We start from the raw sequence: 26,579 nt of genomic DNA on the forward strand, positions 1-26,579 counted from the left end.
CGACCTTAATCGGACGCAAGCATATCGCGCCGCCGCTGGTCACGGCGCCGCCTGCGACGATCGCGCCAGGCCTGCGTGCGCGACTTGGCGCGTTCCAGCATCAGATAGACGACCGGCGTGGTGTAGAGCGTCAGCACCTGGCTGACGATCAGGCCGCCGACGATCGATACCCCCAAAGGCTGGCGCATCTCCGAGCCTTCGCCGAGTGTCAGCGTTAGCGGCACGGCCCCGAGGATGGCCGCCAGCGTCGTCATCATGATCGGGCGGAAGCGCAGGCGGCAGGCCTGGTAGATCGCGGTACGCGGATCGGTCCCGGGTATCCGCGCCGCGCTCAGCGCGAAGTCGATCATCATGATGGCGTTCTTCTTCACGATACCGATCAACAGGATCACGCCGATCAGCGCGATGATGCCGAAATCGATATTGAAAAGCCGCAGTGCCAACAAGGCGCCAACCCCTGCCGAGGGCAGCGTCGACAGGATCGTCAGCGGATGCAGATAGCTCTCGTAGAGGACGCCGAGCACGATATACACCGCTGCGATCGCGGCCAGGATCAGCAACGGCATATCCGATTGCGACTGCTGCGCGGTCATCGCCGTGCCGGCTGCCGAGCCCTGAATCGTTCCCGGCACGCCGATCTGCTGCATGGTCTGCTGGATCAGGACGATCGCTTCGGCCAGATTGCCGCCTACCGGCAAGTTGAACGAAATGGTGGTGGCGACGAACTGGCCCTGATGATTGACCGACAGCGGCGTGTTACCGGTACTGAAGTGAGCGATGGCCGACAACGGCACCATCGTCTCCGCCGTCGTACTGACCGCGGACCCGGTCGACGAACTCGATTTGCCAGTGGAGGCAATCGAATTGGTCTGCTGGTTCTGCACGGCGCTGGCCAGCGAGCTTTGCTGCGACGTAATCGAATCCGCCCCGGTCGTACTGCTGCTCGACTGCGACGAAGCACCAGACGATGAAGAGGTGCCGGTCGAGTTCAGCGTCGAGTTCGTCGAGCTGGTGCCGCTGGTGTTCCCGGACGTACTGATATAGATCTGCTTCAGAATGTCGGGGCTCTGCCAATACTTGCTGCCGACGGTCAGAATCACGTGATACTGATTCATCGCGTTATAGATCGTCGATACCTGGCGTTGACCGAATGCGTCGTACAAGGTGTTGTCGATCTGCGCTGGCTCGATGCCGTAGCGGGCCGCCGTCGCACGGTCGATCGTGATATCGGTCTCCAAGCCCTTCTGTTGCAGGTCCGAGTTCACATCGGCCAATTCGGGTCGCGCCTGCAGCGCCGTCACCAACTTATTGGTCCATGCATACAGTTCGGTGGTGGAATCGCCGAGCAAGGTGTATTGATACAGCGCATTGCTCTGGCGACCGCCGGTGCGAATGTCCTGTGCCGATTGCAGGAAGAGGCGAATCCCCGCTACGTGATCGAGCTTCGGCCGCAGTCGCGCGATGACTTCGCTGGCGCTGACATCGCGTTGCCGGCGCGGCTTCAATTCGACGAAGACCCGCCCGCCGTTCGTCTGCGAACCGGTACCGCCGGTGGAGCCCACCACATTCTCCACGGCAGGATCCGACTGCACGATCTTCATCACTTCGCGGAACTTGCCCTGCATGGCCTGGAACGACACGTTCTGATCGGCCTGGATGCCGCCGATCAGGCGTCCGGTATCCTCGTCCGGGAAGAAGCCCTTGGGAATCTTCGCGTACATATAGACGTTCAGGCCGATGGTGGCGAGCAGCACCAGCATGATCGTCTTGCGATGATCGAGCGCCCAGAGCAGCGTTTCCGCATACCAATCGATCGACTTCGCGCCCCAGCGGTTCAGCGTATTGCCGAGACGGCGCCACAGGCCGGGTTTGCCTTCCTCGCCAGGCTTGCGATGCGAGAGCAGCAGCGCGCACATCATCGGCGTGACCGTCAGCGAGACGAGCATCGAAATGCCGATCGAGACCGCCAGCGTCACGGCGAACTCGCGGAACAAGCGGCCGACGATGCCGGACATCAGCAGGATCGGCAGGAAGACCGCGATCAGCGACAGCGTGATCGACAGCACGGTCGGCCCGATTTCCTGCGCGCCCAGCAGGGCGGCGGCGCGACGCGTCATGCCGCGTTCGACATGGCGCGCGATATTTTCCAGCACGACGATGGCGTCGTCGACGACGAAGCCGGTAGCGATCGTCAACGCCATCAAGGACAGAATGTCGAGCGTATAGCCCAGCAGATACATCGCGCCGAACGTGCCGATGATCGAGATCGGCACGGCCACCGCCGGGATCACCACCGCGCGCCAGTCCTGCAGGAAAGCGAACACCACCAGCACGACGAGCACCACGGCGATCAGCAGCGTCAGCTCCGTGTCGTGCAGCGAGGCGGCGATCGTCGTCGTGCGATCTTGCGTCAGCTTCACGTCGACATCGCTTGGCAATCCGGCGACGAGCGATGGCATCCGCGCGCGGATGCGCTTGACCGTATCGATCAGGTTCGCGCCCGGTTGCGGGAAGACGATCAGGATCACCGCGTTTTTGCCGTTCGACAGACCGAGATTGTTGACATCCTCGACCGAGTCGACAACCTGTCCGAGATCGCTCAGGCGGATTGGCGCGTTGTTGCGATAGGCCACCACCATGTCGCGATATTGCGCCGCCTTCGTCGCCTGGTCGTTGGTATAGACCTGATAACGATGGTCGCCCGCATCGAAGCCGCCTTTCGGGCTGTTCGCATTGGCGGCGGCCAGCGCCGCGCGCACGTCCTCGAAACCGATGCCGTAATGGAACAGTTTCTGCGGGTCCATCTCGGCGCGAACGGCGGGCAGGGCGCTGCCGGCGATGTCCACATTGCCGACGCCTTCGATCTGCAGCAGCGCCTGCGCCACCTCGGTATCGGCCTGGTCATAGAGCTGTCCCGCGGAGAGCGTGTCCGAGGACAAACCCACCAGCAGGATCGGCGACGAGGCCGGATTGAATTTGCGATAGGTCGGATTCGAGCGCAGGCTCGTCGGCAGGTCGGCGCGCGCGGCATTGATGGCCGACTGGACATCGCGCGCGGCGCCGTTGATATCGCGGCTCAGATTGAACTGCAGGATTACCCGGGACTGGCTGGTATTGCTCATCGACGTCATTTCAGTGACGTCGGCAATCGCGCCGAGGCGACGTTCGAGCGGGCTGGCGACGCTGGTCGCCATCGTTTCCGGACTGGCGCCCGCCATCTGCGCCTGCACGACGATCGTCGGCAGGTCCACCTGGGGCAATGGCGCGACCGGCAACTTGAAAAACGCGAAGATGCCGGACAGCGCGATGCCCAGCGCCAGCAAGGTCGTGCCGATCGGTCGCATGATGAAAAGCCGCGACATATTCATCGTGCGTCCCGTCCGCTCGGGAAGTCATTGCCTCCTACCGGGCCATCGTCGGAATCCGACGCCGGGCCGTTTTTCCGGTCGCGGCCGAAGCGGTGGCGCAGGCGCTCGCCCATCCGGTCGAACCAGAGATAGATCACCGGCGTCGTGAACAGCGTCAGCAACTGGCTGACGATCAGGCCGCCGACGATCGTCACGCCCAACGGATGCCGCAACTCGGAGCCGGCGCCGGTGCCGAGCATCAGCGGCAGGCCGGCCAGCAGCGCCGCCATCGTCGTCATCAGAATCGGCCGGAACCGCAGCAGGCAGGCGCGATGGATCGCCTCACGCGGCGACATGCCTTCCTCGCGTTCCGCATCCAAGGCGAAGTCGATCATCATGATGGCGTTCTTCTTCACGATCCCGATCAACAGCACGATGCCGATGATCGCGATGATGTCGAGGTCGTTGCCGGTCAGCATCAAGGCCAGCAGCGCGCCCAGGCCGGCCGACGGCAGCGTCGACAGGATCGTGATCGGATGGATGAAGCTCTCGTAGAGCACGCCGAGGACGATATACATCGCGACCACCGCCGCCAGCAACAGGAACAGCTCGTTGCCCAGCGACGATTGGAACGCCAGGGCGGCGCCCTGGAAATTGGTCGTGAACGAGTCCGGCAGGTTCAGGTCCTGTTCCGCTTGCTTGATCGCCTTCACCGCTTCGCCGAGCGAGGCACCAGGTGCCAGATTGAACGCGATCGTCGCGGCCGGGAACTGGCCGAGATGGCTGATCAGCAGCGGCGAATCCTGTTCGCGGAAGCTGGCGATCGCCGACAGCGGCACTTGATCGGTGCTACCGCTAGAGGAGGGCAGGCGCAGGGAGCCGAGTGCCTCGACGCTCTGCTGCAGCGACGGCAAGGCCTCCAGAATCACGCGGTACTGGTTCGACTGCGTGTAGATGGTCGACACGATACGCTGACCGAAGGCATCGTACAGCGCGTTGTCGACGGTGGCCGGCGTGATGCCGAAGCGTGCCGCCGTCGCGCGATCGATATCGATATAGACCGCCTTGCCTTTTTGCTGCAGATTGCTGCTGACATCGGCCAAGGCCGGCGAGGCCGACAACTTGTCGATCAGTTTCGGCACCCAGGTATCGAACAGCGCGGCATTGGTGTTTTGCAGGATGAACTGGTACTGCGTCAGCCCGCTGCTGGATTCGATCGACAGATCCTGCACCGGCTGCATATACAGCGAAATGCCGGCCACTTTCGACGTATTGCTGTCGAGGCGTCGGATGATCTCCGAGGCGCTCGCGGTGCGCGAGTCGCGCGGTTTCAGATTGATCAGAAAACGTCCGCTGTTCAGCGTCACATTGGTACCGTCGACGCCGACATAGGAGGACAGGCTCTCTACGTCGGGATCCTGCAGGATCGCCGCAGCGAGGGCTTCTTGTCGCTCGGACATCGCCTTGAAGGAAATCGACTGTCCCGCCACCGACGTCGCCTGGATCTGCCCAGTATCCTGGACCGGAAAGAAGCCCTTCGGCACGACGATATACAGGATGACCGTCAGCACGAGCGTCACGACCGCCACCAGCAAGGTCAGCGGCTGGTGATCGAGGACGACCTTCAACATCCGGTCATAGCCGCCGATCATTCGCTCGAAGAAACGGTGCGACGCGCGTTCGAAGCGCGACGGCTTGCGCGGCAGCAGCGCGCCGTCGGCATCGCGATCGTGCGACGGCGCCGGGCGCAGCAACTTCGCGCACAGCATCGGGACCAGCGTCAGGGAGACGACCGCCGAGATGACGATGGTCACCGCCAGCGTCACCGCGAATTCGTAGAACAGGCGACCGACCACGTCGCCCATGAAGAGCAGCGGAATCAGCACGGCGAGCAGCGACACGGTCAGGGAGATGATCGTGAAGCCGATCTGACGCGCGCCTTTCAGTGCCGCATGCAAGGGGGTATCGCCTTCTTCGACGAAGCGCGCGATGTTCTCGATCATCACGATCGCATCGTCGACGACGAAGCCGGTGGCGATGGTCAAGGCCATCAGGGACAGATTGTCGAGCGAGAAGCCGAACAGATACATCACGCCCAGCGTACCGACCAGGGACAACGGCACCGACAGCGACGGAATCAACGTGGCCGTCAGGCTACCGAGGAAAACGTAGATCACGGCGACCACGAGCGCGATCGACAGCAATAATTCGAACTGGACGTCGCGTACCGATGCCTTGATCGAACCGGTCTGATCGCTCAGCACGTGCACATCGATATCGGCCGGCAGCGTGGCTTTCAGCTTGGGCAGCAATGCCTGGATGCCGGCGGCGGTCTGAATGACATTGGCACTGGGCTGACGCTGGATGTTCATGATGATGGCCGGCGTGCCATTCATCCAGGAGGCCAGATAGCGGTTCTCCGGGCCCGACGTCACCGTGGCCACGTCCCGCAGCATGACCGGACGGCCGCTACGGTAGGCGATCACCGCCTTGTCGTACTCGGCCGGATCTTGCAACTGATCGTTGGCGTTGATCGTGTACGAGCGCGTGGGGCCGTCGAACGAGCCCTTCGGCGTATTCACGTTCAGATTGGCCAGCGTCGTGCGCAGATCGTCGAGATTCAAGCCATAGGACGCCAGCGCCCGCGGATTCGCCTGGATCCGGACGGACGGCCGCAACCCACCGCCGACGCTGACCAGACCGACGCCGCCGACCTGCGAAATCTTCTGCGCCATCCGCGTATCGGCGAGGTCTTCCACCTTGGACATCGGCAGGGTCTTCGACGTCAGCGCCAGCGTCATGATCGGCGCGTCGGCGGGGTTGACCTTCGCATAGATCGGCGGCGCCGGCAGATCGGACGGCAACAGATTGCCCGCGGCGTTGATCGCGGCCTGGACTTCCTGCTCGGCGATATCGATCGGCATGTCCAGCGCGAACTGCAGCGTGATCACCGAGGCGCCCGCCGAGCTCTGCGAGTACATCTGATTCAGGCTGGCCATTTGCCCGAACTGTCGTTCGAGCGGCGCGGTCACCGACGTGGTCATCACCTCCGGGCTAGCGCCGGGGTAAAGCGTCTGCACCTGGATGGTCGGGTATTCGACCTGCGGCAGCGCGGAGATGGGCAGGAAATGCAGGCCGAGCAAGCCGGCCAGCATGATTGCCGCCATCAGCAGCGCCGTGCCGACCGGGCGCAGGATAAAGATACGAGAAGGATTCATGCGTTACGGCGCGACGACGTGGCAGGCGGGACAGCAGGCAGGGTATTGGCGGCGGCAGTGTCGCTCGCCGCACGGTGATGGCGATGGCCGCCGGCATGCGTGCCGGACGCGCCGGATGCACCCCACGCCCGTTTGGCCCCCGACGCGCCGGATGCCGGCGCGGCTGCGCTGGCGCCCGATGCCGCGGCAGCCGTCGTCCCCGCGGTCGCGTTGCCGAATGCCACCTTGGCGCCTTCGCGCAGACGATCGACGCCGTCCGTGACGACGGTGTCGCCGGCCTGCAGGCCCTGCGTCACCTGCGTGCGCTCTCCATCGACCTGACCGATCGTGATCTTGCGCACGGTGACGGTGTTGTCCGGCTTGACCAAATAGACAAAGGAGCCGATCGAGCCCGTCTGGACCGCCGCGCTCGGCACGATGGTCGCATTGCGGATCACATTGACCAGCAGTCGGATATTGACGAACTGGTTCGGGAACAGCTTCTCGTCCGTGTTGGCGAACAAGGCGCGCAACTTGACCGTGCCGGTGGTCGTATCGATCTGGTTATCCACCGTTTCCAGGGCGCCCAGGGCGATCTGATGCGAGTCGGTCCGGTCGAAGGCCGAGGCCGACAATTTGCCGTCCCGGCCCATGCCCGTCATCACCGTCGGAATACTGTCTTCCGGCAACGTGAAGATCACGCTCATCGGCTGAGTCTGCGTGATGACGACCAGGCCGGTCGTATCGCTGGTCGTCACATAATTGCCGACATCGACCTGACGCAGACCGACGCGACCCGAGACCGGGGCCGTAACGTTCGCGTAGATCAGATCGAGCTTATACGTGTCGACCGAGGCTTGATCCGACTGCACCGTCCCTTCGTACTGCTGTACCAACGATGCCTGCGTATCGTAAGTCTGGCGTGCGACCGAGTCCTGCGCTACCAATGTCTTGTAGCGTTGCAGGTCGAGCCGGGCCTGGTTCAGCAGCGCCTGGTCGCGGCGCAGGGTCCCTTGGGCCTGCCGCAGCGAGATCTCGTACGGGCGCGGATCCACTTGCGCGAGGAAGTCGCCCTTTTTGACATGCTGGCCCTCGGTGAAGCCGATCTTCATCAAATTGCCGGAGATCTGCGAGTGCACGGTCACGGTGGCGAGCGGCGTCACGGTGCCCAGCGCGCTGAAAACCACCGGGATTTCACCGGTCGTGGCTTGCGCGACGCGGACCGACTGGGTCTGGTTCGTCGCCATCGCCGCGCCGCGGCGTCCGCCGCCAGGGCCACCCGGCCCGCCGGGGCCGCCGCGGTGCGCGCTCGTGCCCCACGGATGCCAGACGATCACGGCGATCGCCAGGACGAGGACCACACCGCCGATCGTCCAGCCGATCCGTCGCCGTGAGGATGGAGGGCGGGAGGCCGGTGGAGGCGGCGGGAATGCGTCGCGGGACAGTCGCGCGTCGGGCGCGGTTTGGGGGGGCGAATCCGGCGAAGCGACGGGGCGTTGAGCGTTCGAATCAGGCGTTTTTTCGTCCATCGCAAATCGTGTTGTCTGTCTTTGGCGCGTTACCGCGGGTCAATCGATCGAATAAAGCGGGTGCGCCGATATCCCATTCGTGAAGCAGGGAAGGGTTGAAAGCCGCTTGCAAACCGCAAATCGTACGGAAGTCCTTCCTGCACGTCTATTATTCCCGCTTTGCAATAAATTACAGTGAAAACACGGCAAGGGTATGGCACGGCGTGTTTTGCCTGCAGTGCGAGCGCGCGCGGGGCGTCCGCGAATGCCCCATTCCGTGCAGATAAAGCTCCCCTTAGTGCTTTTTAAGATTTTGCCCGAGTAAGAGCATTTGCTTCCGATTTTTCGGCTTAAGGAAGCACGAATCGGTGGATTTTTAGTATGCGACAGTGCTGTAGCCATCCTTCCTTGTATGCCCGCTATTTCATTCGGGGCGAATCAGACGGGTCGGCATCGGAGCAAGGGCTTCCTCCAAATATCAAGTTTTGGTAAAAAATGTTCACGTCAACCAGGGGGAAAAGGCGATGCGATTCGATACCACGGATAAACGGATTTTGGAATTGCTGCAGCGGGATGCGTCGATGCCTTTGTCCGAGCTGGCACAACATGTGTGTTTGACGCAGACACCGTGTTGGAAACGCGTACAGCGCTTGAAGCGGGCCGGCGTGATTCGCCGGCAGGTGACGTTATGCGACGCGACGGCGCTCGGCGTCGGCACCACCGCCTTCGTCAACGTTACGAGCGATCGGCACTGCGCCGAGTGGGCCGAGCGCTTCACGGAAGTCATCGCACACGTCCCGGAGGTCGTCGAGGTGTATCGGATGACCGGCGACAGCGATTATCTACTGCGACTGGCGGTGGCCGGAATCGACGACTTCAAGGAGATTCTGTCGAAACTGGAAGGCGCGATCACGATGCGCAGCATGACGACCCATTTCGCGATCGAACAGATCAAATACTCGACGGCGCTGCCGGTTCGCGAAATGTAGAGGCTGTGCCCCAGCGCGCCAGTGCCTTACGCGCGTGGCGCGGCGCTCGACGACGCGGTCGATCCATCCGATCCATCGGCTCCAGCCGATCCGGTCTCCGCGGCTGCCGCGGGCGGTGCCGACGTTGCGGATGCCCTGGCCGTCGTGACTGAGGTTGCGGCGGCGGCGGCGGTGGCCGTCGCGGTTGCGGGCTGGTCGTCTGCCTCAGTGTCAGCGACGACGCTCGGCAGCGTGTCCGTCGCCGTCAGCGGCAGATGGATCGCTGCGGCATCGCGCCGCAGCAGCAGCGCGGCGCGCAACATCTGTTTGGTTTGATAGACGAGCAGCTTGATATCGTTGACGCGCTCCTCGGTCATCGCCGGATCGTCGCCGTTGGCTTCGGCCTTATCGGCCGCCACGCCCATTTCATCCAAGGCGCGGCTGATCGCGCGATTCGCTTCGGCATCGACGCCGATCGGCGGCACGCCCGGTAGCGTCGGCGCGGCTTGCTCCAGCGTGGCGGCCTCGGCGGCGGCCAGATGATGACTGATGGCGTCCAGCGCGGCGCGGAGAGCGGCGGGTTCCAGTGCCACCGGCATCGCGCCGTCGGTCGCCTTGGCTGCCTTCGCATCGGGGCCGGGGGCGCGATGCGCTTCGGCCCGTTCGGGCAAGGTGGCGCCGGAGGTGGTCGGTAGCGCGGCAACGCCGGCGCTGGCCATCAAAGGGGCGGCCGCGGTGATATGCGAGGCCAGCGCATGACATTGGACGATGAGATCGTTCAGTTCGGCGACATAAATGCGTTTGGACTTCGGTTCGCGCATCATGCGGCGGAAGGCCTGTCCCAGATTGGCGTGCGTCGTATGCACGACCTTGCGTGCAAGGCGAAACTGGTAATCCCGATCCATCGCCTGCGCCTGGCGCTGCGCCGACGTCAGATCGGTCGCCCGCAGTTTGGCATTGGCCTGTCGCACGGCGTCGAGGTAATCACGGATCGCTTTCAGCGCCGCCTTGACGGTCGGCCCCATCAAACGATATTCCCAGTTTGCAAACAGATAGCTGATGCCCACGGCGATCATGCAGCCGACGATGGTATCGACGGCCCGTTCGCCGATCAGCCGCATTCCCACCGGCGCGAGCAGGTGGTAGAGCAGCAGCACATAAGAGGAAATGAACACCACCGCCGCCGCGTAATTGATCAGCAACAGCGAATAGGCCATCAGCATGCAGGCGAAGGTGACGGCCAGGATCAGTGCGGGGTTATGGAAAAAATGCAGGAACACGACGCTGGCGACGCAACCCAGGATGGTCCCGAAAATACGCTGCGTATTGCGTTGCCGCGTCAGTGAAAACCCCGGTTTCAAGATGATGACCGTGGTCAGGACGATCCAATAGCTATTGGTCAGCGGCAGCAGCGCCTGCATCAGCTTGCCCAAGGCCAGAGCGGCCGCGACGCCGAGCGTCACGCGCAGTGCGTGGCGAAAGGGCGGCGACGTCATCGTCAGATTCGACAGCAACTGCGCCGCGGTGATGCGGCGGCTATCGAGGAAGCGCGACAGCGTCTGGTCCACCCGCATCACGGTCTCGGTCTTGTTGCCGCCGTCGGCTTCGCGCGTGCCGCGATGCAGGCGATCGATCATCCGCGCGACGGTCCAGACGCGGCGGAACGTGGCGGAGACGGCCGCATAGGCTTCGGAGTCACGCGCCGGGAAGTTGCGGCGCCGCATCTTGTCGATTTCGTATTCGATCGCGCGCAACTCGGCGCGGTTTCGTACGCGCTGTACCGATGCGCGGTCCTGCAGGATCGCCAGGCCGATTTCCTGCAGATCGTCCGCGCATTTCTCCAGCAGATCGTGGAAGAAAATCAGCAGGTCGGGATTGTCGTTGCCGAAGGTATTGCGCAGCAGCGCGTAGTCGGTGTGCGAGCTGATCGCGGTTTCGTGCAGATCGACGGCGTCGATGAAAAGGTTGAACAACCGGACGCGACGGGGGTCGCCGTCGCTGCGCTTGAGCCGGGGTAGGCGTCGAAGCACGATATCGCGCGCGGCGTCCTGCTGCTCGACGGCGGCGATCTGTTTGTCGACCAGTTCCGAGTAATTGTCTTCGAGGCGGGTCGCCTGGTCATAGAAGCGTGCCCGCGCGCGCAAGTAGTCGGCGATCGAGAAGACCGATTCGCCGAGTACCTGGCGCTCGATGCGGTCAATCTGCGTGCGGCTGAGCAGATAGCTCCAATAGGTGTACCAGAGACTGCCGCCGAGCATCCACGACGCGTTGACCAGCGCGCCGAGCGGCGTCAAGTGCTGCTCGAGCGTCGTGATCATCATGTACAGCGTCGCGAAACTGATCTGCGGACCCTTTGCGCCGAGCATGACGATCATCGACAGACAGAAGGTCAGCGGCACGACGGTCAGCCACAGTGTCAGCGGGTTTGCAGTGGCGATGCCGGTGATCAGGGCGGAGAGAAAGCCGAGCACCGAGCAGGCCAGCATCTCGTTATGCTTGTACTTCAACGGACCGGGCAGGTCGACGACGCTCGCGGCGATGGCACCGCTGGCCACCGTGAACGCCAGCTCCTGTGCGTCGAAGACGAAGAGCATCACGATGCCCGGCAGGACGATGCCGAGCGATATCCGCAAGCCGCTGAAAAGGTGCTGGCTGTAGAGGAACTTTCTTATTTCGATCGAATAGCGCATAAATCAGGCAGAGCCGCTATGGATCATATCGTAGTGGGTCATCGGGCAAGTGCGCGGGCAAATGCGCGATGGCGCGGCTGTCTCTCTGGGCAAGTCTAAAGCATTTCTCAGGCGCGAGACAGTGCGATACCGACGCTCAATCGAGCGACACCTGACCGCGATGGGCTTTCGTCTTTGCCCGATGGGTTTTTTCCTCCAGCCGCCGCCGGACGCTGCCGCGCGTCGGCCGGGTGGGGCGGCGCACCGTCGGCGCGAACCACACCGAGGCGATCAGCGCATGCAGCCGATCCAGCGCATCGATGCGATTCGCTTCCTGGTGCCGTTGGGTCTGGGCCTTGATCAGCAACAAGCCGTCGCGTGTGATCCGACGATCCGACAAATCGAGAAGCCGCGCCTTGACCCCCTCGGGCAAGGACGAGCCCGGGATGTCGAAATGCAGGACGACGGCGCTGGACACCTTATTGACGTTCTGTCCGCCCGCGCCTTGTGCGCGGATCGCGGTGAAATGGTAATCGTCGGGTGCCAGGACGATGCGCGTTGGCGCATCGGTACGGCCGGGAGGGGAAGGCGGCATCGGATAAAAAAGCGGTACTAAAAGAAACAGGAGCAGCGGTGCTGCTCCTGACGAGACTGCCTGTCGGCTATATCGCGCGACGCGCCTTACTTGCCCATCTGATTGCCGATGATACCACCGGCCGCGGCGCCGCCGGCGGTGCCCAGGACGCCGCCGCCCAAGGCGGCGCCCGCTGCACCGCCGAGCCCGGCGCCGACCGCCGTGTCGCGTTGGCGCGGCGTCATGCCGCCGCAGGCGCTGAGACTGCCTAGGAGCGCGAGCGTCGCCAGTCCCGCGCCGATGCGACGCACGGCACGGGCATGCTGGCTAGCCCGCGCGGCGCGCGCATCGGCCGGTGCCATCGTATTCGCCATGGCCGAGCGGCCGTCTTTTTCCAGATTTGCTCTCATGTTCCACTCCTGTCTTCCATCCGACGATTATTGTTTGGCGTTATGTCGAAGGCGTCTGAACGCGCGGCGGACTGCCGGCTGGTAGCGCATACAGGGCGGTGCAGGCAGCGGTCGTGCGGCGCGGAGACGCCAAACGCGTGAGCGGTCGTCGACGTCCCGCCCCTCACGCAGACAGGGTGTAGCAATAAACGATCCCGGTGCGCGGCAGGTAATCAGCTCGGCTGATAGATTTCGGCGCCTTTTTTGACGAACTCGATTGCCTTGTGCGTCATCCCCCGCTTCAGCGCATCTTGCTCGGACAGCCCTTGTTCGGCCGCATAGGCGCGCACGTCCTGCGTGATCTTCATCGAGCAGAAGTGCGGACCGCACATCGAGCAGAAGTGCGCAACTTTGGCCGAATCTTTCGGCAGCGTTTCGTCGTGGAACAGGCGCGCCTTGTCCGGGTCGAGGCCGAGGTTGAACTGGTCTTCCCAGCGGAACTCGAAGCGGGCCTTCGACAGCGCGTTATCGCGAATCTGTGCGCCGGGATGGCCTTTTGCCAAATCGGCGGCATGGGCGGCCAGCTTGTACGTGATCATGCCTTCCTTGACATCGTCCTTGTTCGGCAAGCCGAGATGTTCCTTCGGCGTGACATAACAGAGCATGGCCGTACCGTACCAGCCGATGTTGGCGGCACCGATGCCGGAGGTGATGTGGTCATAGCCCGGGGCGATATCGGTTGTCAGCGGCCCCAAGGTGTAGAAGGGTGCCTCATGGCATTTCTCCAATTGGAGATCCATGTTTTCCTTGATCAACTGCATCGGAACGTGGCCCGGACCTTCGATGATCGTTTGCACGTCATGGCGCCAGGCCACTTGCGTCAGCTCGCCCAGCGTATGCAACTCACTGAGCTGTGCTTCGTCGTTCGCATCGTAGATCGAGCCGGGGCGCAGGCCGTCTCCCAAGGAGAAGCTGACATCGTAGGCCTTCATGATCTCGCAGATGTCTTCGAAGTGTTCGTAGAGGAAGCTTTCGCGGTGATGGGCGAGGCACCATTTGGCCATGATCGAGCCGCCGCGCGAGACGATGCCGGTCATCCGCGACGCCGTCATCGGCACATAGCGCAACAACACGCCGGCATGGATGGTGAAATAGTCCACGCCTTGCTCGGCCTGTTCGATCAGCGTGTCGCGGAAGATTTCCCAGGTCAGCGCCTCGGCCTTGCCGTCTACCTTTTCCAGCGCTTGATAGATCGGTACGGTGCCGATTGGGACCGGACTGTTGCGCAGGATCCATTCGCGCGTTTCATGGATATGCTTGCCGGTCGACAGGTCCATGACCGTATCGGCACCCCAGCGGGTCGCCCAGGTCATCTTGTCGACTTCTTCGCCGATCGACGAGGTCACGGCCGAATTGCCGATATTGGCGTTGACCTTCACCAGGAAATTACGGCCGATGATCATCGGCTCGCTTTCCGGGTGATTGATATTGTTCGGCAGGACCGCGCGACCGCGAGCGATTTCGTCTCGGACGAATTCGGGCGTGATCGATCGCAGCGCGCCGGCCTGCGCGGCCACGCCACCGACGGCGGCGGCGCCGAACGCCTGTCCCGGATGCTGGCGACCGAGCAGGGCGGCCATTTTTTCGCCGGTCGGGCCGGCCGCGCGCAAGCTATCTATATAGGCGAGTCGATTCTGGTTTTCGCGGATCGCGACGAACTCCATTTCCGGCGTGACGATGCCCTGCCGCGCATAGTGCATCTGGGTGACGTTCGCCCCGGCGCGCGCGCGTCGCGGTTGACGCTGAAGGCCGGGAAAGCGCAGTGCGGCGGTGCGCGCGTCAGCAGCGCGTTCCTGGCTGAAGGTACTGCTCAGTCCAGTCAGTGCTTCGGTGTCGCCGCGTGCATCGATCCAGGGCGCGCGCACGGCCGGCAGGCCTTGACGCACATCGATCGGAATATCGGCGTCGGTATAGGCGCCCGACGTGTCGTAGACGTAGATCGGCGGATTCGGCTCCGCGCCGAAGCTGGCGGGGGTATCGGACTGGCTGATTTCGCGCATCGGCACCCGGATGTCCGGTTGCGAGCCGCTGACGTAGATCTTGCGGGAATTCGGCAGCGGCGTAACGGCCGCGGCATCGACGTGGGCGTCGGCGGATTGGAAATCGGTTTTGGCATGCATCGCGGAGCTCCGTTCTGTTTGGAAGGCGCCGGCAACACCGGCGCCGAATCGGCAAGGCGACTCTGACGGGAACGGACTCGTGAAATGCACGCGAACGCCGGCAGGGTCTTTCGCGGCGCGGCCGGACGCAAGTAGGCGTAACAGCCGCGCTGCGCGCGGCGCAAAGGTCAGTGAGAAAAGCGGGGATCGAACGTGAATCCGCGACGATGACCGACAAGGGTCGCGCGGAAGGTCGAGGAAGGGAGGCACGCCACGGATCGAGGGCCGGTCCGGATCGGTCCGCGCGGATGAAATGACAGCGGACAGCCGGCAACCCGCCAGGCCCTCCCACTGCACCGCACGACACAATCACTCCTTCGTAGACCAAGGCGCTTCCTTCGCTGGCATTATCCAGATCAGGTTCGAAGGGTATTTCTCACCGTCGGCCAGTCAGACTGGCCGCAGGACCCCTGCGCGTTGATAGGCAGACAATACACAAAGCGCCGCGGGACGGCAAGCAACGCTGTTACAAAACAATCGGCAAACCGTTATTGTTTGGTTGACGATGGTGCTAGGGATTACCCTATAATAGGGTTAACCCGTGAGGTCACGCCTCTCCCTAGGAGCCTGCCATGAAGCTGCTGGATTCGTTTGTCGCCCTCGTATTTCGGCGTGCTGCTGCACGACGCGAAGCGCGTGATGCGGCGTATCTGGCCGAGGCTGCCGATTTGACCGAATTGGCCGCCCGCATGCAGGAATTGGAGCGCCGCACGGCAATTCGGAGAAACGCGCGGAAGCAAGCGATCGCAGCCTGATTGTTTCCCGCGTCTCCGCGGCAGGGCGGGTATTCGGGGCGGCCGATCGGCCTGCACGAAAAAGAAAAAAAGCACGCTCTATCACGAAGCGTGCTTTTTTTCGCGGTCGCGCGAGTCTATCCGGCGTTAAGTAAGTCTTGGCGATTCCTCTGTCTCACGCACTGCGCTAGGCCGAAAGCGCCTGCCGACGGCGTTATGGCGCTAGTACACGCCACGTTGCTGATTACTTGTGCTTTTCAGCCGAGTTCGACAGCGCGTTACCGCCCGCCGAAATATCCTGACCGGCGCCGGACACCGTATTGCAACCGGCCAAAACCGACAAAGCCGTGGCGGAGAGCAGCAAAAGGGCGACGATACGCTTCATGGTGTGTTCCTCATCCTGTTATTGTTGACGAATCAAAGTTTATTGAGCGTCGACGCCATCCACCTCACCTTTCATCATTTCGATCGGAATCGCGCCTGAATGGCGGCTGGACCGTCGAGCCGATGCGCCTGATCGATGGCCGCGTCGTCGTTCACTCGCCTGTGCAAGCAAAATTCATGCGCAGGGAGAAACCTGGGGCCATGCTATCCCGTCCGCGGCGGGGAGGCTGTCAGCCGACACCGATATCCGTGTAAGACCATTCTGACGCGCCATCCGTCGTGCCAGCGCGGGCGGACCGGCGATATCCCTTCCGCCGTGTCGGTGTATTCCCACATGAAAACCGGCCATACGCCGATTACCGGTAGGGGTATGAGTCCGTACCATGGGGTCCATTGTTTCGGCAATAGACCAAAAAACGAGAAGGGGGTACACCATGTTGAAATGGGCACTGATTTTCGCCGTCATCGCGTTGATAGCGGGCGTATTCGGCTTCACGGGCATTGCGGCGGGCGCAGCCAGCATCGCGAAATTCCTGTTCATTCTGTTCCTGGTGCTGTTCGTCATCTTCCTGCTGCTCGGATTCACGGTGGCTAAAAAGATTGTCGATTAGCGGTCTCTCGATGATCCACGGACGAGCGGGCGCGACTCTTGCTCGAGCGTACGTGGATCGCGCCGATTGTTCACCGCATGGGCACGACGGACACAGACCTACCGACAGAATTTCCGACAGAATTGAGGAGCAGTCATGGCTAATGCATTGAAGCAAGTCAAGCAGGCAACCCCGACCCCGGCCGGCAAGGACGATTTTTCGATCGACCTCGACACCATTCGTCGCCGCGCGCGCCAGCACATCAAGGACGGTGCGGTAACCGAGTCCTATGCGGCCAACCGTGAAACGGTGTTGAAGCTGTTGAATGAATCGCTGGCAACGGAAATCGTCTGCACATTGCGTTACAAGCGCCACTATTTCATGGCGAAGGGCATCCACGCAGAGCCGGTGGCAGCGGAATTCCTGGAACACGCAAACGAAGAGCAGGAACACGCGGATATGCTCGCCGAGCGCATTGTTCAACTGGGCGGCGAACCGAACTTCTCGCCGGAAGGGCTCCTGACGCGCTCGCACTCGGAATATGTCGAAGGGGATTCCCTGAACGATATGATCCGGGAAAACCTCGTGGCCGAGCGCATCGCGATCGACACCTATCGCGAAATCATCGCCTACCTGGGCGATAAGGATCCGACGACGCGCCGAGTCTTTGAGACGATTCTGGCGGTGGAAGAGGAACATGCGGATGATATGGCCGACTTCCTCGACCCGGACGACGGTGCGAAGGAAAACCATCGTTGATCGAGCAGGGACGGTCGATTGCACGTGAAACGATGTGATCGATGCCCCGGATCAGCCGGCGCGGCGCTTGCCGCGGCCGGCTTTTGCGTTTGCGTATGTCCCGGCAGATCGGGCTGCGACGCGTTAGAATGGGTCTCCCTCCCTTGGAATGGCCCCCTCGAATGATTGAGATCCTGATCGCTGATGATCACGCGATCGTACGCAACGGTCTCGCACAAATCGTTTCCAACGAACCGGACATGCGGGTCAAGGCGGAAACGGCGAGTGGCGACGACACGATAGCGCGGGTGCGTGAGACCACGTTTGACGTCGTCCTGCTGGATATTGCGATGCCGGATAAGAACGGTATCGATACGTTACGCATCATCAAGCAAATTCGCCCGGACATGCCGGTTCTGATGCTATCGGGTTATCCGGAAAAGCAATACGCGATCAGTCTGCTGCGCGCCGGTGCCAATGGGTATGTCGCGAAAGACGTTCCGCCATCGGAAATCCTGCGCGCTATCCGGACCGTCGCAAGAGGCCACCGATACTTGTCGGAGTCGATTGCAGACGCTTTGGCGCGCAAGCTCGAACAGCCGAATGACGCGTTGCCGCACGAGACCTTGTCCGAGCGGGAATTTCAGATTTTTTGTAAATTGTCCCAGGGGCGTCTGCCCACCGAAATCGCCGACGAACTGCATCTCTCCGTAAAAACGGTCAGTACCTACCGTTCACGTGTGCTCGAAAAGATGGGCATGTCGACGAACGCGGATCTGACTTACTACGCCATCAAGAATCATCTGATCGATTGAGCCGCATTTCCCATCGACGGTAGAGGGAAAGCGGTGTGACGTGCCTAGCGCTGCGCCAAACCCGCGCGCAGGCGGGTCACGCTGATCGCGGTCGCGAGCACGCCCGCACCCGCTGCGATCAATAAAGAAAGCCTTATCGCCTCCGCGTCTGCCGTCGCCGCGCTCGATGCCATGTCCTGCGCGCGGGCACTTGGCGGGGTTGCGTCGCTTGCATCGCTGTTGGCAAGGGGCACGGTGCTGAGCGCGAGCACGATGGCGACCACTGCCGCGCCGAAGCATTGGCCGAAGGTTCGCATGATTGCCAGCACACCGGACGCATTGCCACTGAGGGCGCGCGATACGTTGCCGAGCATCTCGCGATTGTTCGGACTTTGAAAAAAGCCGAATCCGATGCCGCAGACGAGTCCACGCCACCCGATATCCCAAGGTGACGCGTGCATCGGCAGCATGGCCAACAGGCCCAACCCAATTGTAAATACGAGCAAGCCGGCCGTCGACAGAACGGCGGGCGGATAGCGGTCGGCCAATCGCCCCGCGTGCGGCGCCGCCAGGACGATCCCGATTGGCCAGGGCGTGAAGAGCAGCGCGGACACGAACGCGCTATAGCCGTAGGCGTTCTGAAACAGGAAGGGCAGCGCGATAAAGGTGATGCCCTGTCCGACGAACGAGGCTAGCGAGGTCAAGGCAGCGAGGGAAAAGCGGCTTGACCCGAACAGCGCCAGCGGCAGCAAGGGCTCAGCGGCGCGGCGTTGTCGGAAGATGAAGAGGACGCCGCTGACGATGGCCAATGCGCCATAGCCCGTGGCCTCCGCGATCGCGCGCGAATGCGTCGCCGGAGCGCCTAGACGCGAGCACGCATCGGTGGCCATGATCAACGCGCCCATCGCCGCGGCCGACAGAACGGCACCCGGAATATCGAACGGCGCGTCGGTTGGCGTGCGGTTGTCGGGAACGGCCTTCAGCGACAGCACGATCGCAATCGCGCCGAGCGGGACATTGATGGCGAACAACCATTCCCACCCCAGGACGGTCAGCAAGGTGCCGCCGAGTGTCGGGCCGATGGCGGTGCTTGCCGCCACGAGCAAGGCGTTGAGACCGAGGATGCGGCCGAGCAGACGTGTCGGAAAGACGGTGCGATAGATGGCCGGGCCGATGCTCAGCGCGGCGGCGCCCCCGATGCCTTGCAGCAGGCGCATCACCGTCAGCATGTCGAGCGACGTCGACAGAGCGCATCCCAGCGACGCGAGGGTAAAGACAATCAGGCCGCCGGCGAACAGCGCCCGGAATCCCACGCGATAGGCCAGGGCGGCAAACGTGACCAAGGTCATGGCGGCGCTGAGCAGATAACCGTTCGCGACCCATACGGTCGCGGCGGGACTGACATTCAGCGCTTTGCCGATGGAGGGAAGCGCGACATTGACGATCGAGCCGTCGAGCACCGCCATTGCGGTCGCGGTCATCACCGCGATCATTGCCAGCCGGCGTTCAGGCCCCGGCAACCCTTCGTCGGACGGCTCGTCCGAAAACAACCCCATTCTGCTTTCTCCACGGCACTGCGTTCGCGCGACGCGCGGTCGAATGCGCGCATTCGCGCATTGCTTGGAAGGCCGCCGCGTCGGTACCGCCGCATTGGACGCCTGTATTCTATGCCGTGTCAAGAATATGGCGACCGCGCCCCTCGGACAGGCGCGCGTCGGACGCGGTAATGCTGTTGGTATCGCGCCAAACCGATGGTAGAATGCCGCTCTTGCCCGCCGGGGTGATGAAATTGGTATACATAGCGGACTTAAAATCCGCCGCCGCAAGGCGTACGGGTTCAAGTCCCGTCCCCGGCACCACTGAATAATCAAAAACTTAGCGATATTCTCCATCGCTATGCCAAAAGCCGGGTGTGGGTTTTTCCTACTCACACCGGTCTTCTTGTCGTCAGGCTTCGGTCGATTGCGTTTGTCGAACGCGCCGGAGCACGCCGCGCGTCGCGTTATCGCCCCAACAGCTTGATCTAGCAAAAATAACGCCCCACTAGGCACTTCTCACCTTACAAAACATCAAGAACAACTATTTTGTGCCGTTATCCTAGGGAAGCCCACGGATATTCGTCGCCGTCCTGGGTGTCGCATGGCTGGCAGGTCGGCCGCCTTCCCGCGTGATTGCGACGAAGCTTTTCTCTGCCGATTTGTCAACGATGACCCAACACGCCAGCCGCCGTAAGCGCGCCATTGTCCTGTCCGTCGCTCGTCCCGTAGGGACCGTTGCGCGTCGGAATCACGCGCCATTCCCGCGCTCGCCTTCCCGCGACGCAGACGTAGCAACGCTGCTTCCGTTCACCCGAACCATGTGGTTTCGTGCATCGGCGGCAGCCGTGTTGCTGACCGCATTGTTGCTGCCGATCGGCCATGCAAGGGCGGATGGCAGTCTCATCACAACGGCTGTCCAGGTTTCGTTAAAGATTCAGCAAAGCTGTCAGATCGATTCGGCCGATGCTTCGGGCGCCGCGGTTGCGGGCGCGGCGACCAGCGATGCGCAGGCGACGCTCGCCGGCGCATCACCGTCGTCGACCACGCCGTCGAGTGGGGCGACGGGCGCGACCGGGACGGCGACGTTGGCCAGTGCCGGAACCGGCGCAGGCGCGGACGTCGCGCCGAAGGTCAGTTGCCAGTTCGACGAACCGTATGGGGTACTCAGCAGTACGGCCTTCGATGCAACGACCCGGGCCCTCACTGGTGAGGCGGTGGCGGGGGAGGGAACGATCCAAGTCGCCAGCTGGACCGTTCTGTTCTAACGTGTCGGTTCGCGGCACGCATCGCCGCGATTAGAAGGCGATGGTCGCCGTGATCGTGTCGGTATAGCTGCCGGGCGGCGGCGTGGTCTGTGTCGGCACCAGCCCATAGACCGGAACGGTCTGCGCCAAGCCGGTGCCGATCGCGGTGTAGGTCGCCGTGCCGTTGGTGCCGTCGCCCCAGACGATCGTTCGGGCGCTGTCCGAATACAGCTGATAGGACACGGTGCGACCCGCCGGGGAAATCATCGTCCGCGCACCCACGTTCGCGCTCGTCCCACCGTTAAGTGAAATACGGTAAGCATCGTTATTGGTGCAGGTGACGCTCAAGGAACCGGCCGTGCTCAGCGGCGCGCTTAATCCCGTCGCTGCCGCAAACGCGACATTCGTCGTGGCGATCGTGCAATTGTTGACGACGGGGGCGCTCACGGAAAATCCAAACGTCCCCGTGCTCGCCACCGTGTTGCAAGCCGGCGCCCCCAGCAAATAGAAGCCCGCACGCAAGGCGGTCTGTCCGGCGGCAATCGTCTGCGTATAGGACGTGGTCGCGTTATTCTGCGTCGGCACGGTCGGCTGATTGGCGGTGATCTGTCCGTAGTAGGTCACCGTCGCGCTGGCCGTCGTGCCGGTGACAGGCTTCGTCAATGTCACGCTCAAGGGCGTCGTATTCAATGTCGAGGCGCCCCAGGTGATCGTCCGCCCGGCGTCGGTGTACAAGCCATAGGCCAGTGTATTGCCGCTTGCGCTCAAGGCGCGCGGCGTCGGCGCAGTCAGATCGAGGCACACCAGCACATTCGGTGTCAGCGTGACGCTATTCCACGTGCAACTGACCAGTATCGAACCGCTGCCATCGACCGAGGCCCGGTTGATCGGACTTACATTGCCGAAAGAGAGACTCGTCGGTGTCGCCGTACAGGTTTCGGCATGGGCAACCTTCGGCAGCAACGCGCAGAGGAAGGTCAACAGCACGAGGCAGAGCAGGATCGAATGTAGTCGCCGCGTCGTGGTCATGGTATCGCCCCACGCGCACCGCTTGCTCCGCTCGCACCCTCGCGCCGTGGCGTGATCGTGCGCACCGCGGGACTGTCGTCTTGCTTGTCCGCCTGCGCACCGGTCGGCAGCCCGGCACGCGATGTTGCACCGACCCCTCCGGCACAGACCAGCGGCCCGATCGTTTGCAGCGCACCATCCGGCGCGCGCGCGTAATCGAAGCGAACCTCGCAGCTGCGCTGGCCGTCGGTGATGCGTAGCCGGTTCGAGGCTTGCAGCCCATCGACGAACGTCTGCCCGTCATAGCCGACAATCGTTTCCTTTCCCGTGCTCAGATTGATGACCCTAAGACCCGGCGCCAGCGGCAGCCGATTTTCGTCGATCAGCGTAATCGATGCGGCGTCATAGCGCCCGATGCCGAAGTGGCCCAGCACGCCGGCACGCGATTCCGGTACCAGGTCGATCGCGGTCGATGACACCTGCGCATCGGCGGGCAACTTCATCGCATCGATGCTGACCTGGTTGTGCTGATAGGCGTTGAGATCCGGGATCAGCAGCAGGCCGCGCGAATTCGTCTCGCCGATCACGCGGTTCTGGTGCAGGACGGGGATGCCTTTGACGCCGTCGGTCGACACCAGCGCGAACGCGTCGTCGATGCGACGTGAGAGCAGGACCGCGCCGTCCATCAAGGCGATGGCGCCCTGCAGATCGAGCGAGGTGTTGACATGCCCTTGGAACGATTGTGCGACCGCCGTTACTTCGCCCGCATTGCCAATATACGAAACCTGGCCCTGATCGTATCCCAGCGTGCCCGCATGACCGTGCTGGACGGCCCAACCGAAACCGCCGGCATAGTCGGACGGACGCGTGGCGCTCACATTATAGGAATCGACACCATTCTGACGTCCCGCCGTCGCATTGATCGACGTGCCGCTGCCGCCGCTGCGACTGCTACCCAGTCCGAAGTTCATCGACACGAAGAAGCCATTGCTCGGCTGATCGCCAAAATCCTTGAATAAGGACAAGTTGATCGATCCTACCGTGCCGACACTGACCACATAGGAAAGCGAACCGATGCGTGAACTTGGCCCAGAGCGTTGCCGCAAGCCGATATAGCTGAGCGCCATGGACTGCCGCTTCAGAAAGGGCAGCGATACCGTCGCACGATCTTGCGCCGTCGGAACGATGTCGCCTTCGCGCGCGGCGGTATCGCCGTAATTGCCGAGCGTGCGAATCGTCTCTGCATTGACCGAGAAATTCTGGCGAATCAATTGATAGCCCAGATCGATCTGCTGCCCGGCATACTTGCCGGCGCTGACGGCCAGCGCGCCGTTGAAGACGCCAGCCTGACCCAGGCGAACGAGGCCGCCGGCGCCCAGCACGCCCTGGCCCGGCATCAGCTCTGCATGGCTGTTTAGCGTGATTTCGGAGGTATAGCCGTAGGCGGTCGTCTGACTGATGACCGGGCGCGCATCGTAGTCGAACGACGACAGACCGTAGTTGCGTCGCAGAAAGCCGGCTTCCACCGAATAGCTGGTGAGTCCGGCCGCCAACAGCCGCGTATCGACGTATAGCGGCACTGACGTACTGATCGTGCGCCCGAGCGCGTCGCGCGTCACGACCGTGGCGACGCCGGCGCCGGAGATGCCCGGCACCTGATTCAGCACGAAGGGCCCGGTGGGCACTTGCGAGCTGAACTGGCGAATATCGTTGATATAGAGATCGACCGATGACGGTACGGCCGTCGTCCCGCGCAGGCTTGGAATCGGATAGGTGATCAAATCGGGGCGCAGCGCGAAATTGCTGCGCCATTGCACGCCGCCCATCCGCAACGAGCGCGACCAGCCGAGCGAGGATGACAAGGTGTCGCCGACCAGCAACGTCGAGAGCGTGTCCTGTTTCGATCGGGTCCACGATGTGTCGTAGCGCGTGAAGCGAGTCTGGCTCCGACCCACGTCGAGGATGCCGGTCAGGCTGAAGACGCCCGTCGGCGCGAAGTAGCGGAACTCGTCGAGCATCGACGTGCGCCATTGCGGCGTGGTCTGGCTATAGAGGTCATAGTTGATGACCAGACCACGCTGCGATGTCGCCGTCGACGGTGCGGCCACCGAGCGCGCGTTCAGCGTGCTGGGCTGCCGCAACGCGTCGGGCACTTGCAGAGCGACGCTCTGGCGCGCCGCGTCGAACGTATAGCGCAGGCCGGTCAAGCTATCGAGCGGGACGTCGGGCTGCGCGGTGAGGCCGAGCCGGTCGGTCAGGATTCCCAGGTCGCGCAGATCCCGCCCGCTTGCCGACAACCGGCCCGCGCGCGAAACGAAGCGCGCGATCAAGCCGGTCGCCTCGCCATTGATCGTCACGTCCAGATAGAGCTCTTGCGGCGCTGCGGAGCCGTCGCCAGCCGGCTTTTGTGGCGGCGCGCCGCCACCCAGATCGAGGCCCCCGGCGCGGGCATCGCCGACGTTGCCGGCGCCGTTCCCCTGCGCGGGCGATTCAGGTGGGGGCGATCGCGGTGTGCGTTCGATCGTCGGCGGCGTATCGCCGTTGCCTGCCGGCGTCGTCCCGACCGCACCGGCCACGTTTGCCGGACTTTGCGGCTGCGGGGCGTTGGACGAGGCGGTCGAATTCGCAGGCATGGCCGTTTGCGCCAGTACGTTAGGGGACGTCAGGCACGCGCCCAACAGCGGCAAGGCGGCCAGTGCGCCGGGATACCAGGCCGGTGTACTGCACGTGACGTCACCGCTGCCGGTCTCGCCGAAGACGCTGCGCTTACCTCGACGCATGCGCCGACGCCGGCACCGTCTCGGTGGACGGAGTGGGCAAGGAAGCGCCGACGGCGCCATGGGTCACGTTCACCTTCGCATCGCTGTTGGTGGCATTGATCATCGCGTGCAAGGACTCGGTCGCATCCAGGGTCGCATCGGCGGGAATCGGCACGGCCCACTCCCGCGTTTGTCCGGCCAAGGCATAGCCAAGCAAGCCTTTGTTGATTTCATAACTGCGGCGCGCGTCCCCGATTTGCACATTGGCGATCTGCGCACGCCGCACGCCCTTGTTCGAAGCCCGCAGGATCCACTTGCCATTGCGTTGGAAAAGCTGCCAGTCCAGCGGCGGCACGGTGGCGGTCGATGCGGTGGCGCCCGCGCTGGCGGCGCGGCCGGCTTGCTCCATCGTGCCGGCGCTGCCTGCGATGAATACGGGGACCGAATAGCGCAAGCGGATCGTGACACCACCGGACGGCGCTTCCGCTGGCGTCGGCAATTCGTCGATCAGCAGCCGATAGCTCTGTTCGAGCGGCGCGGGCGTGGCCGTCCGTCGCACGAGGCGAACCAACTGCTCGGAATGCGGGGCGATCTGAATCAGCGGGGGGCTGGCGATGAGATCCGTGGTGGGGGACAGTTGGTCCTGTCCGTCGGCCTGATCCCAGAGAAAGACACGGACCTGACCATAGAGCGGTTGATCGCCGGGATTGCGCAAGGTCAGACCGACCGCGGTCGTCTGCGTATCGAATTCAACGGTGACGGGCGAAATCTGCAAACTGGCCGCCGAGGCCTGACCGCCGGCCCAGAGAATCGCCAGCATGCAGTACGCGGCCCACCGCACCCAGGTGCGGTCTCTGTGCGCGCCACCTGTTGTCTTCATGTTTCTACCCTTATCCGCCGGAGTGCTTCGGGTAGCATGCGGGGCGCTCCACGCCATCGCATGCAGCGGTGTTGACGATCAGAAGTAGACTGTCGCCGTCACCGTCGTTTGATATGTGTCCGGACGCGGCGTCGTTGTCTGGGTCGGCACTTGGCCATAGACCGTCAATGATTGCGTCGCGCCGCTTCCAGTACCTGCCACGGTATTCGTGCCTTGCGTATTGCCCCAGACCGTCGTGCGGCCCGTATCGGAATACAACTGGAAAGGGACCGTCGCGGTATTGCCGGTTGCCGTACCCGTCATCAGACGCGCGGTGACAGTCGAGCCTGTCACCGTGCCTGCATCGAGGCCGACGTTATAGGGCGTCGTGTTGGTGCAATTGACCGTCAACGCGGACTGCTGGTTGATCGCCGTCGTCAGCACGCCGCTGGTCCCGAAGTTCAACGCGGTGGCGGCGATCGTGCAGTTTGCCTGCAGCGTCAGGGACACGAGGAAGGTGGCCGTTGCCGTGCCGTTCGTATAAACCGCCGCATGGGATACCGACGGCACGATTGCCAGCGTTGAAGCGGCAACAACGGCGACGATCGCCGTGGCAGGATGCAAAAACTTTTTCACGATCGACTCCGCGCCATCTCAGTCAGAACTAACAGGGAACATTAAGAGTTTGCCGTCGTATCGGTGCTTCGATTCGGGAGCGATCCGGTTTATCGTCGGCGTGAACGCAGTTTATGATGTGCGCTTTCGCGGGACAAACAGATTATCGCATTGCGGTTATTCCATTTGCATTATAGCGACAGTTTATCTTATTACGGTTCGAATCGCTTTTCGATTAAATGAAACGATTGTTTAAATAAAGGGTTTCATAAGATAGATAATTGATATTTGGTATTTTTATTCAAACGAGTGATTCTTTTGCTTAACGTCGTTTGTGAAAATAACGGATCGCACCGTCGGCTTACATAGGACGAATGGCGGGCAAACAATGAATATCAGCACCGTTGCGCGCGTTGGCCGGCCTCTCACACGACACGGCGGCGAT

Annotated in this window: 19 protein-coding genes, 1 tRNA gene and 1 riboswitch; of the genes, 7 read left to right on the top strand and 13 right to left on the bottom strand. The window is 62.6% G+C overall.

Annotated elements, in window-relative coordinates; all coding sequences use genetic code 11:
• Window positions 1–5: 5 nt before the first annotated feature.
• From ABEG21_RS07180 to ABEG21_RS07190, 3 genes are read right to left on the bottom strand one after another with little or no spacing between them, the layout of a single operon-like run.
• On the bottom strand, window positions 6–3,368 hold the full coding sequence (locus ABEG21_RS07180; RefSeq protein WP_347556527.1) for an efflux RND transporter permease subunit: 3,363 nt from the start codon (window positions 3,366–3,368) through the stop codon (window positions 6–8).
• Window positions 3,365–6,565: an MdtB/MuxB family multidrug efflux RND transporter permease subunit gene (locus ABEG21_RS07185; RefSeq protein ID WP_347556528.1), complete on the bottom strand. Its 3,201-nt coding sequence runs from the start codon at window positions 6,563–6,565 to the stop codon at window positions 3,365–3,367. The genes ABEG21_RS07180 and ABEG21_RS07185 overlap by 4 nt, the downstream gene beginning before the upstream one ends.
• The gene (locus tag ABEG21_RS07190; protein ID WP_347556529.1) at window positions 6,562–7,905 is read right to left on the bottom strand and encodes an MdtA/MuxA family multidrug efflux RND transporter periplasmic adaptor subunit; all 1,344 of its coding nucleotides are present in this window, start codon (window positions 7,903–7,905) and stop codon (window positions 6,562–6,564) included. The genes ABEG21_RS07185 and ABEG21_RS07190 overlap by 4 nt, the downstream gene beginning before the upstream one ends.
• A gap of 671 nt (window positions 7,906–8,576) precedes the next feature.
• On the opposite strand from ABEG21_RS07190, the gene ABEG21_RS07195 reads away from it, so the two are divergent.
• On the top strand, window positions 8,577–9,041 hold the full coding sequence (locus ABEG21_RS07195) for an Lrp/AsnC family transcriptional regulator (RefSeq protein ID WP_347556530.1): 465 nt from the start codon (window positions 8,577–8,579) through the stop codon (window positions 9,039–9,041).
• A gap of 26 nt (window positions 9,042–9,067) precedes the next feature.
• Here ABEG21_RS07195 and ABEG21_RS07200 read toward each other — a convergent pair whose 3' ends face one another.
• The 4 genes from ABEG21_RS07200 to thiC all read right to left on the bottom strand — a co-directional run bounded on the left by ABEG21_RS07200 (window position 9,068) and on the right by thiC (window position 14,832).
• The gene (locus ABEG21_RS07200; RefSeq protein WP_347556531.1) at window positions 9,068–11,710 is read right to left on the bottom strand and encodes an FUSC family membrane protein; all 2,643 of its coding nucleotides are present in this window, start codon (window positions 11,708–11,710) and stop codon (window positions 9,068–9,070) included.
• 136 nt (window positions 11,711–11,846) lie between these two features.
• Window positions 11,847–12,284, bottom strand: a complete 438-nt coding sequence (gene arfB / locus ABEG21_RS07205; RefSeq protein ID WP_347556532.1) for an alternative ribosome rescue aminoacyl-tRNA hydrolase ArfB — start codon at window positions 12,282–12,284, stop codon at window positions 11,847–11,849.
• 86 nt (window positions 12,285–12,370) lie between these two features.
• On the bottom strand, window positions 12,371–12,625 hold the full coding sequence (locus tag ABEG21_RS07210; RefSeq protein WP_347556667.1) for a glycine zipper 2TM domain-containing protein: 255 nt from the start codon (window positions 12,623–12,625) through the stop codon (window positions 12,371–12,373).
• A 260-nt stretch (window positions 12,626–12,885) separates the two neighbouring features.
• The gene (gene thiC, locus ABEG21_RS07215) at window positions 12,886–14,832 is read right to left on the bottom strand and encodes a phosphomethylpyrimidine synthase ThiC (RefSeq protein WP_347556533.1); all 1,947 of its coding nucleotides are present in this window, start codon (window positions 14,830–14,832) and stop codon (window positions 12,886–12,888) included.
• Between the two features lie 355 nt (window positions 14,833–15,187).
• Window positions 15,188–15,293: riboswitch (TPP riboswitch) on the bottom strand.
• 150 nt (window positions 15,294–15,443) lie between these two features.
• Here thiC and ABEG21_RS07220 point away from each other — a divergent pair.
• Complete coding sequence (locus tag ABEG21_RS07220) at window positions 15,444–15,626, top strand: DUF3563 domain-containing protein (protein WP_347556534.1); 183 nt, start codon at window positions 15,444–15,446, stop codon at window positions 15,624–15,626.
• Window positions 15,627–15,849: 223 nt separating this feature from the next.
• Here the strand turns inward: ABEG21_RS07220 and ABEG21_RS07225 are convergent, their stop codons facing one another.
• Window positions 15,850–15,990 (bottom strand): entericidin A/B family lipoprotein, encoded by a 141-nt coding sequence (locus ABEG21_RS07225; RefSeq protein ID WP_347556535.1) that lies wholly within the window; start codon window positions 15,988–15,990, stop codon window positions 15,850–15,852.
• 433 nt (window positions 15,991–16,423) lie between these two features.
• Between ABEG21_RS07225 and ABEG21_RS07230 the strand changes: the two genes are divergently transcribed.
• The 3 genes from ABEG21_RS07230 to ABEG21_RS07240 all read left to right on the top strand — a co-directional run bounded on the left by ABEG21_RS07230 (window position 16,424) and on the right by ABEG21_RS07240 (window position 18,132).
• Entirely contained in the window at window positions 16,424–16,600 is a 177-nt protein-coding gene (locus ABEG21_RS07230) for a DUF1328 family protein (protein WP_347556536.1), read from the top strand.
• A 135-nt stretch (window positions 16,601–16,735) separates the two neighbouring features.
• The gene (locus ABEG21_RS07235; RefSeq protein ID WP_347556537.1) at window positions 16,736–17,338 is read left to right on the top strand and encodes a ferritin-like domain-containing protein; all 603 of its coding nucleotides are present in this window, start codon (window positions 16,736–16,738) and stop codon (window positions 17,336–17,338) included.
• A 161-nt stretch (window positions 17,339–17,499) separates the two neighbouring features.
• Window positions 17,500–18,132 (top strand): response regulator transcription factor, encoded by a 633-nt coding sequence (locus tag ABEG21_RS07240; protein WP_347556538.1) that lies wholly within the window; start codon window positions 17,500–17,502, stop codon window positions 18,130–18,132.
• A 44-nt stretch (window positions 18,133–18,176) separates the two neighbouring features.
• On the opposite strand, the gene ABEG21_RS07245 is transcribed toward ABEG21_RS07240, so the two are convergent.
• Window positions 18,177–19,667 (bottom strand): MFS transporter, encoded by a 1,491-nt coding sequence (locus ABEG21_RS07245; protein WP_347556539.1) that lies wholly within the window; start codon window positions 19,665–19,667, stop codon window positions 18,177–18,179.
• A gap of 218 nt (window positions 19,668–19,885) precedes the next feature.
• Here ABEG21_RS07245 and ABEG21_RS07250 point away from each other — a divergent pair.
• Both ABEG21_RS07250 and ABEG21_RS07255 read left to right on the top strand, forming a co-directional pair.
• A tRNA-Leu gene (locus ABEG21_RS07250) sits at window positions 19,886–19,970 on the top strand.
• A gap of 497 nt (window positions 19,971–20,467) precedes the next feature.
• Entirely contained in the window at window positions 20,468–20,914 is a 447-nt protein-coding gene (locus ABEG21_RS07255) for a hypothetical protein (RefSeq protein WP_347556540.1), read from the top strand.
• Window positions 20,915–20,944: 30 nt separating this feature from the next.
• On the opposite strand, the gene ABEG21_RS07260 is transcribed toward ABEG21_RS07255, so the two are convergent.
• From ABEG21_RS07260 to ABEG21_RS07275, 4 genes are all read right to left on the bottom strand, one after another.
• Complete coding sequence (locus ABEG21_RS07260; RefSeq protein WP_347556541.1) at window positions 20,945–21,922, bottom strand: spore coat U domain-containing protein; 978 nt, start codon at window positions 21,920–21,922, stop codon at window positions 20,945–20,947.
• A complete protein-coding gene (locus ABEG21_RS07265; protein ID WP_347556542.1) occupies window positions 21,919–24,681 on the bottom strand; it encodes a fimbria/pilus outer membrane usher protein in 2,763 nt (920 codons plus the stop codon). Before ABEG21_RS07265 ends, ABEG21_RS07260 begins: the two co-directional genes overlap by 4 nt.
• Window positions 24,668–25,540, bottom strand: a complete 873-nt coding sequence (locus ABEG21_RS07270; RefSeq protein ID WP_347556543.1) for a fimbria/pilus periplasmic chaperone — start codon at window positions 25,538–25,540, stop codon at window positions 24,668–24,670. The genes ABEG21_RS07265 and ABEG21_RS07270 overlap by 14 nt, the downstream gene beginning before the upstream one ends.
• Window positions 25,541–25,618: 78 nt before the next feature.
• Complete coding sequence (locus ABEG21_RS07275; protein ID WP_347556668.1) at window positions 25,619–26,098, bottom strand: spore coat U domain-containing protein; 480 nt, start codon at window positions 26,096–26,098, stop codon at window positions 25,619–25,621.
• Between the last annotated feature and the right edge of the window lie 481 nt (window positions 26,099–26,579).

The organism is Robbsia sp. KACC 23696, from assembly GCF_039852015.1.
Lineage (GTDB): Bacteria > Pseudomonadota > Gammaproteobacteria > Burkholderiales > Burkholderiaceae > Robbsia.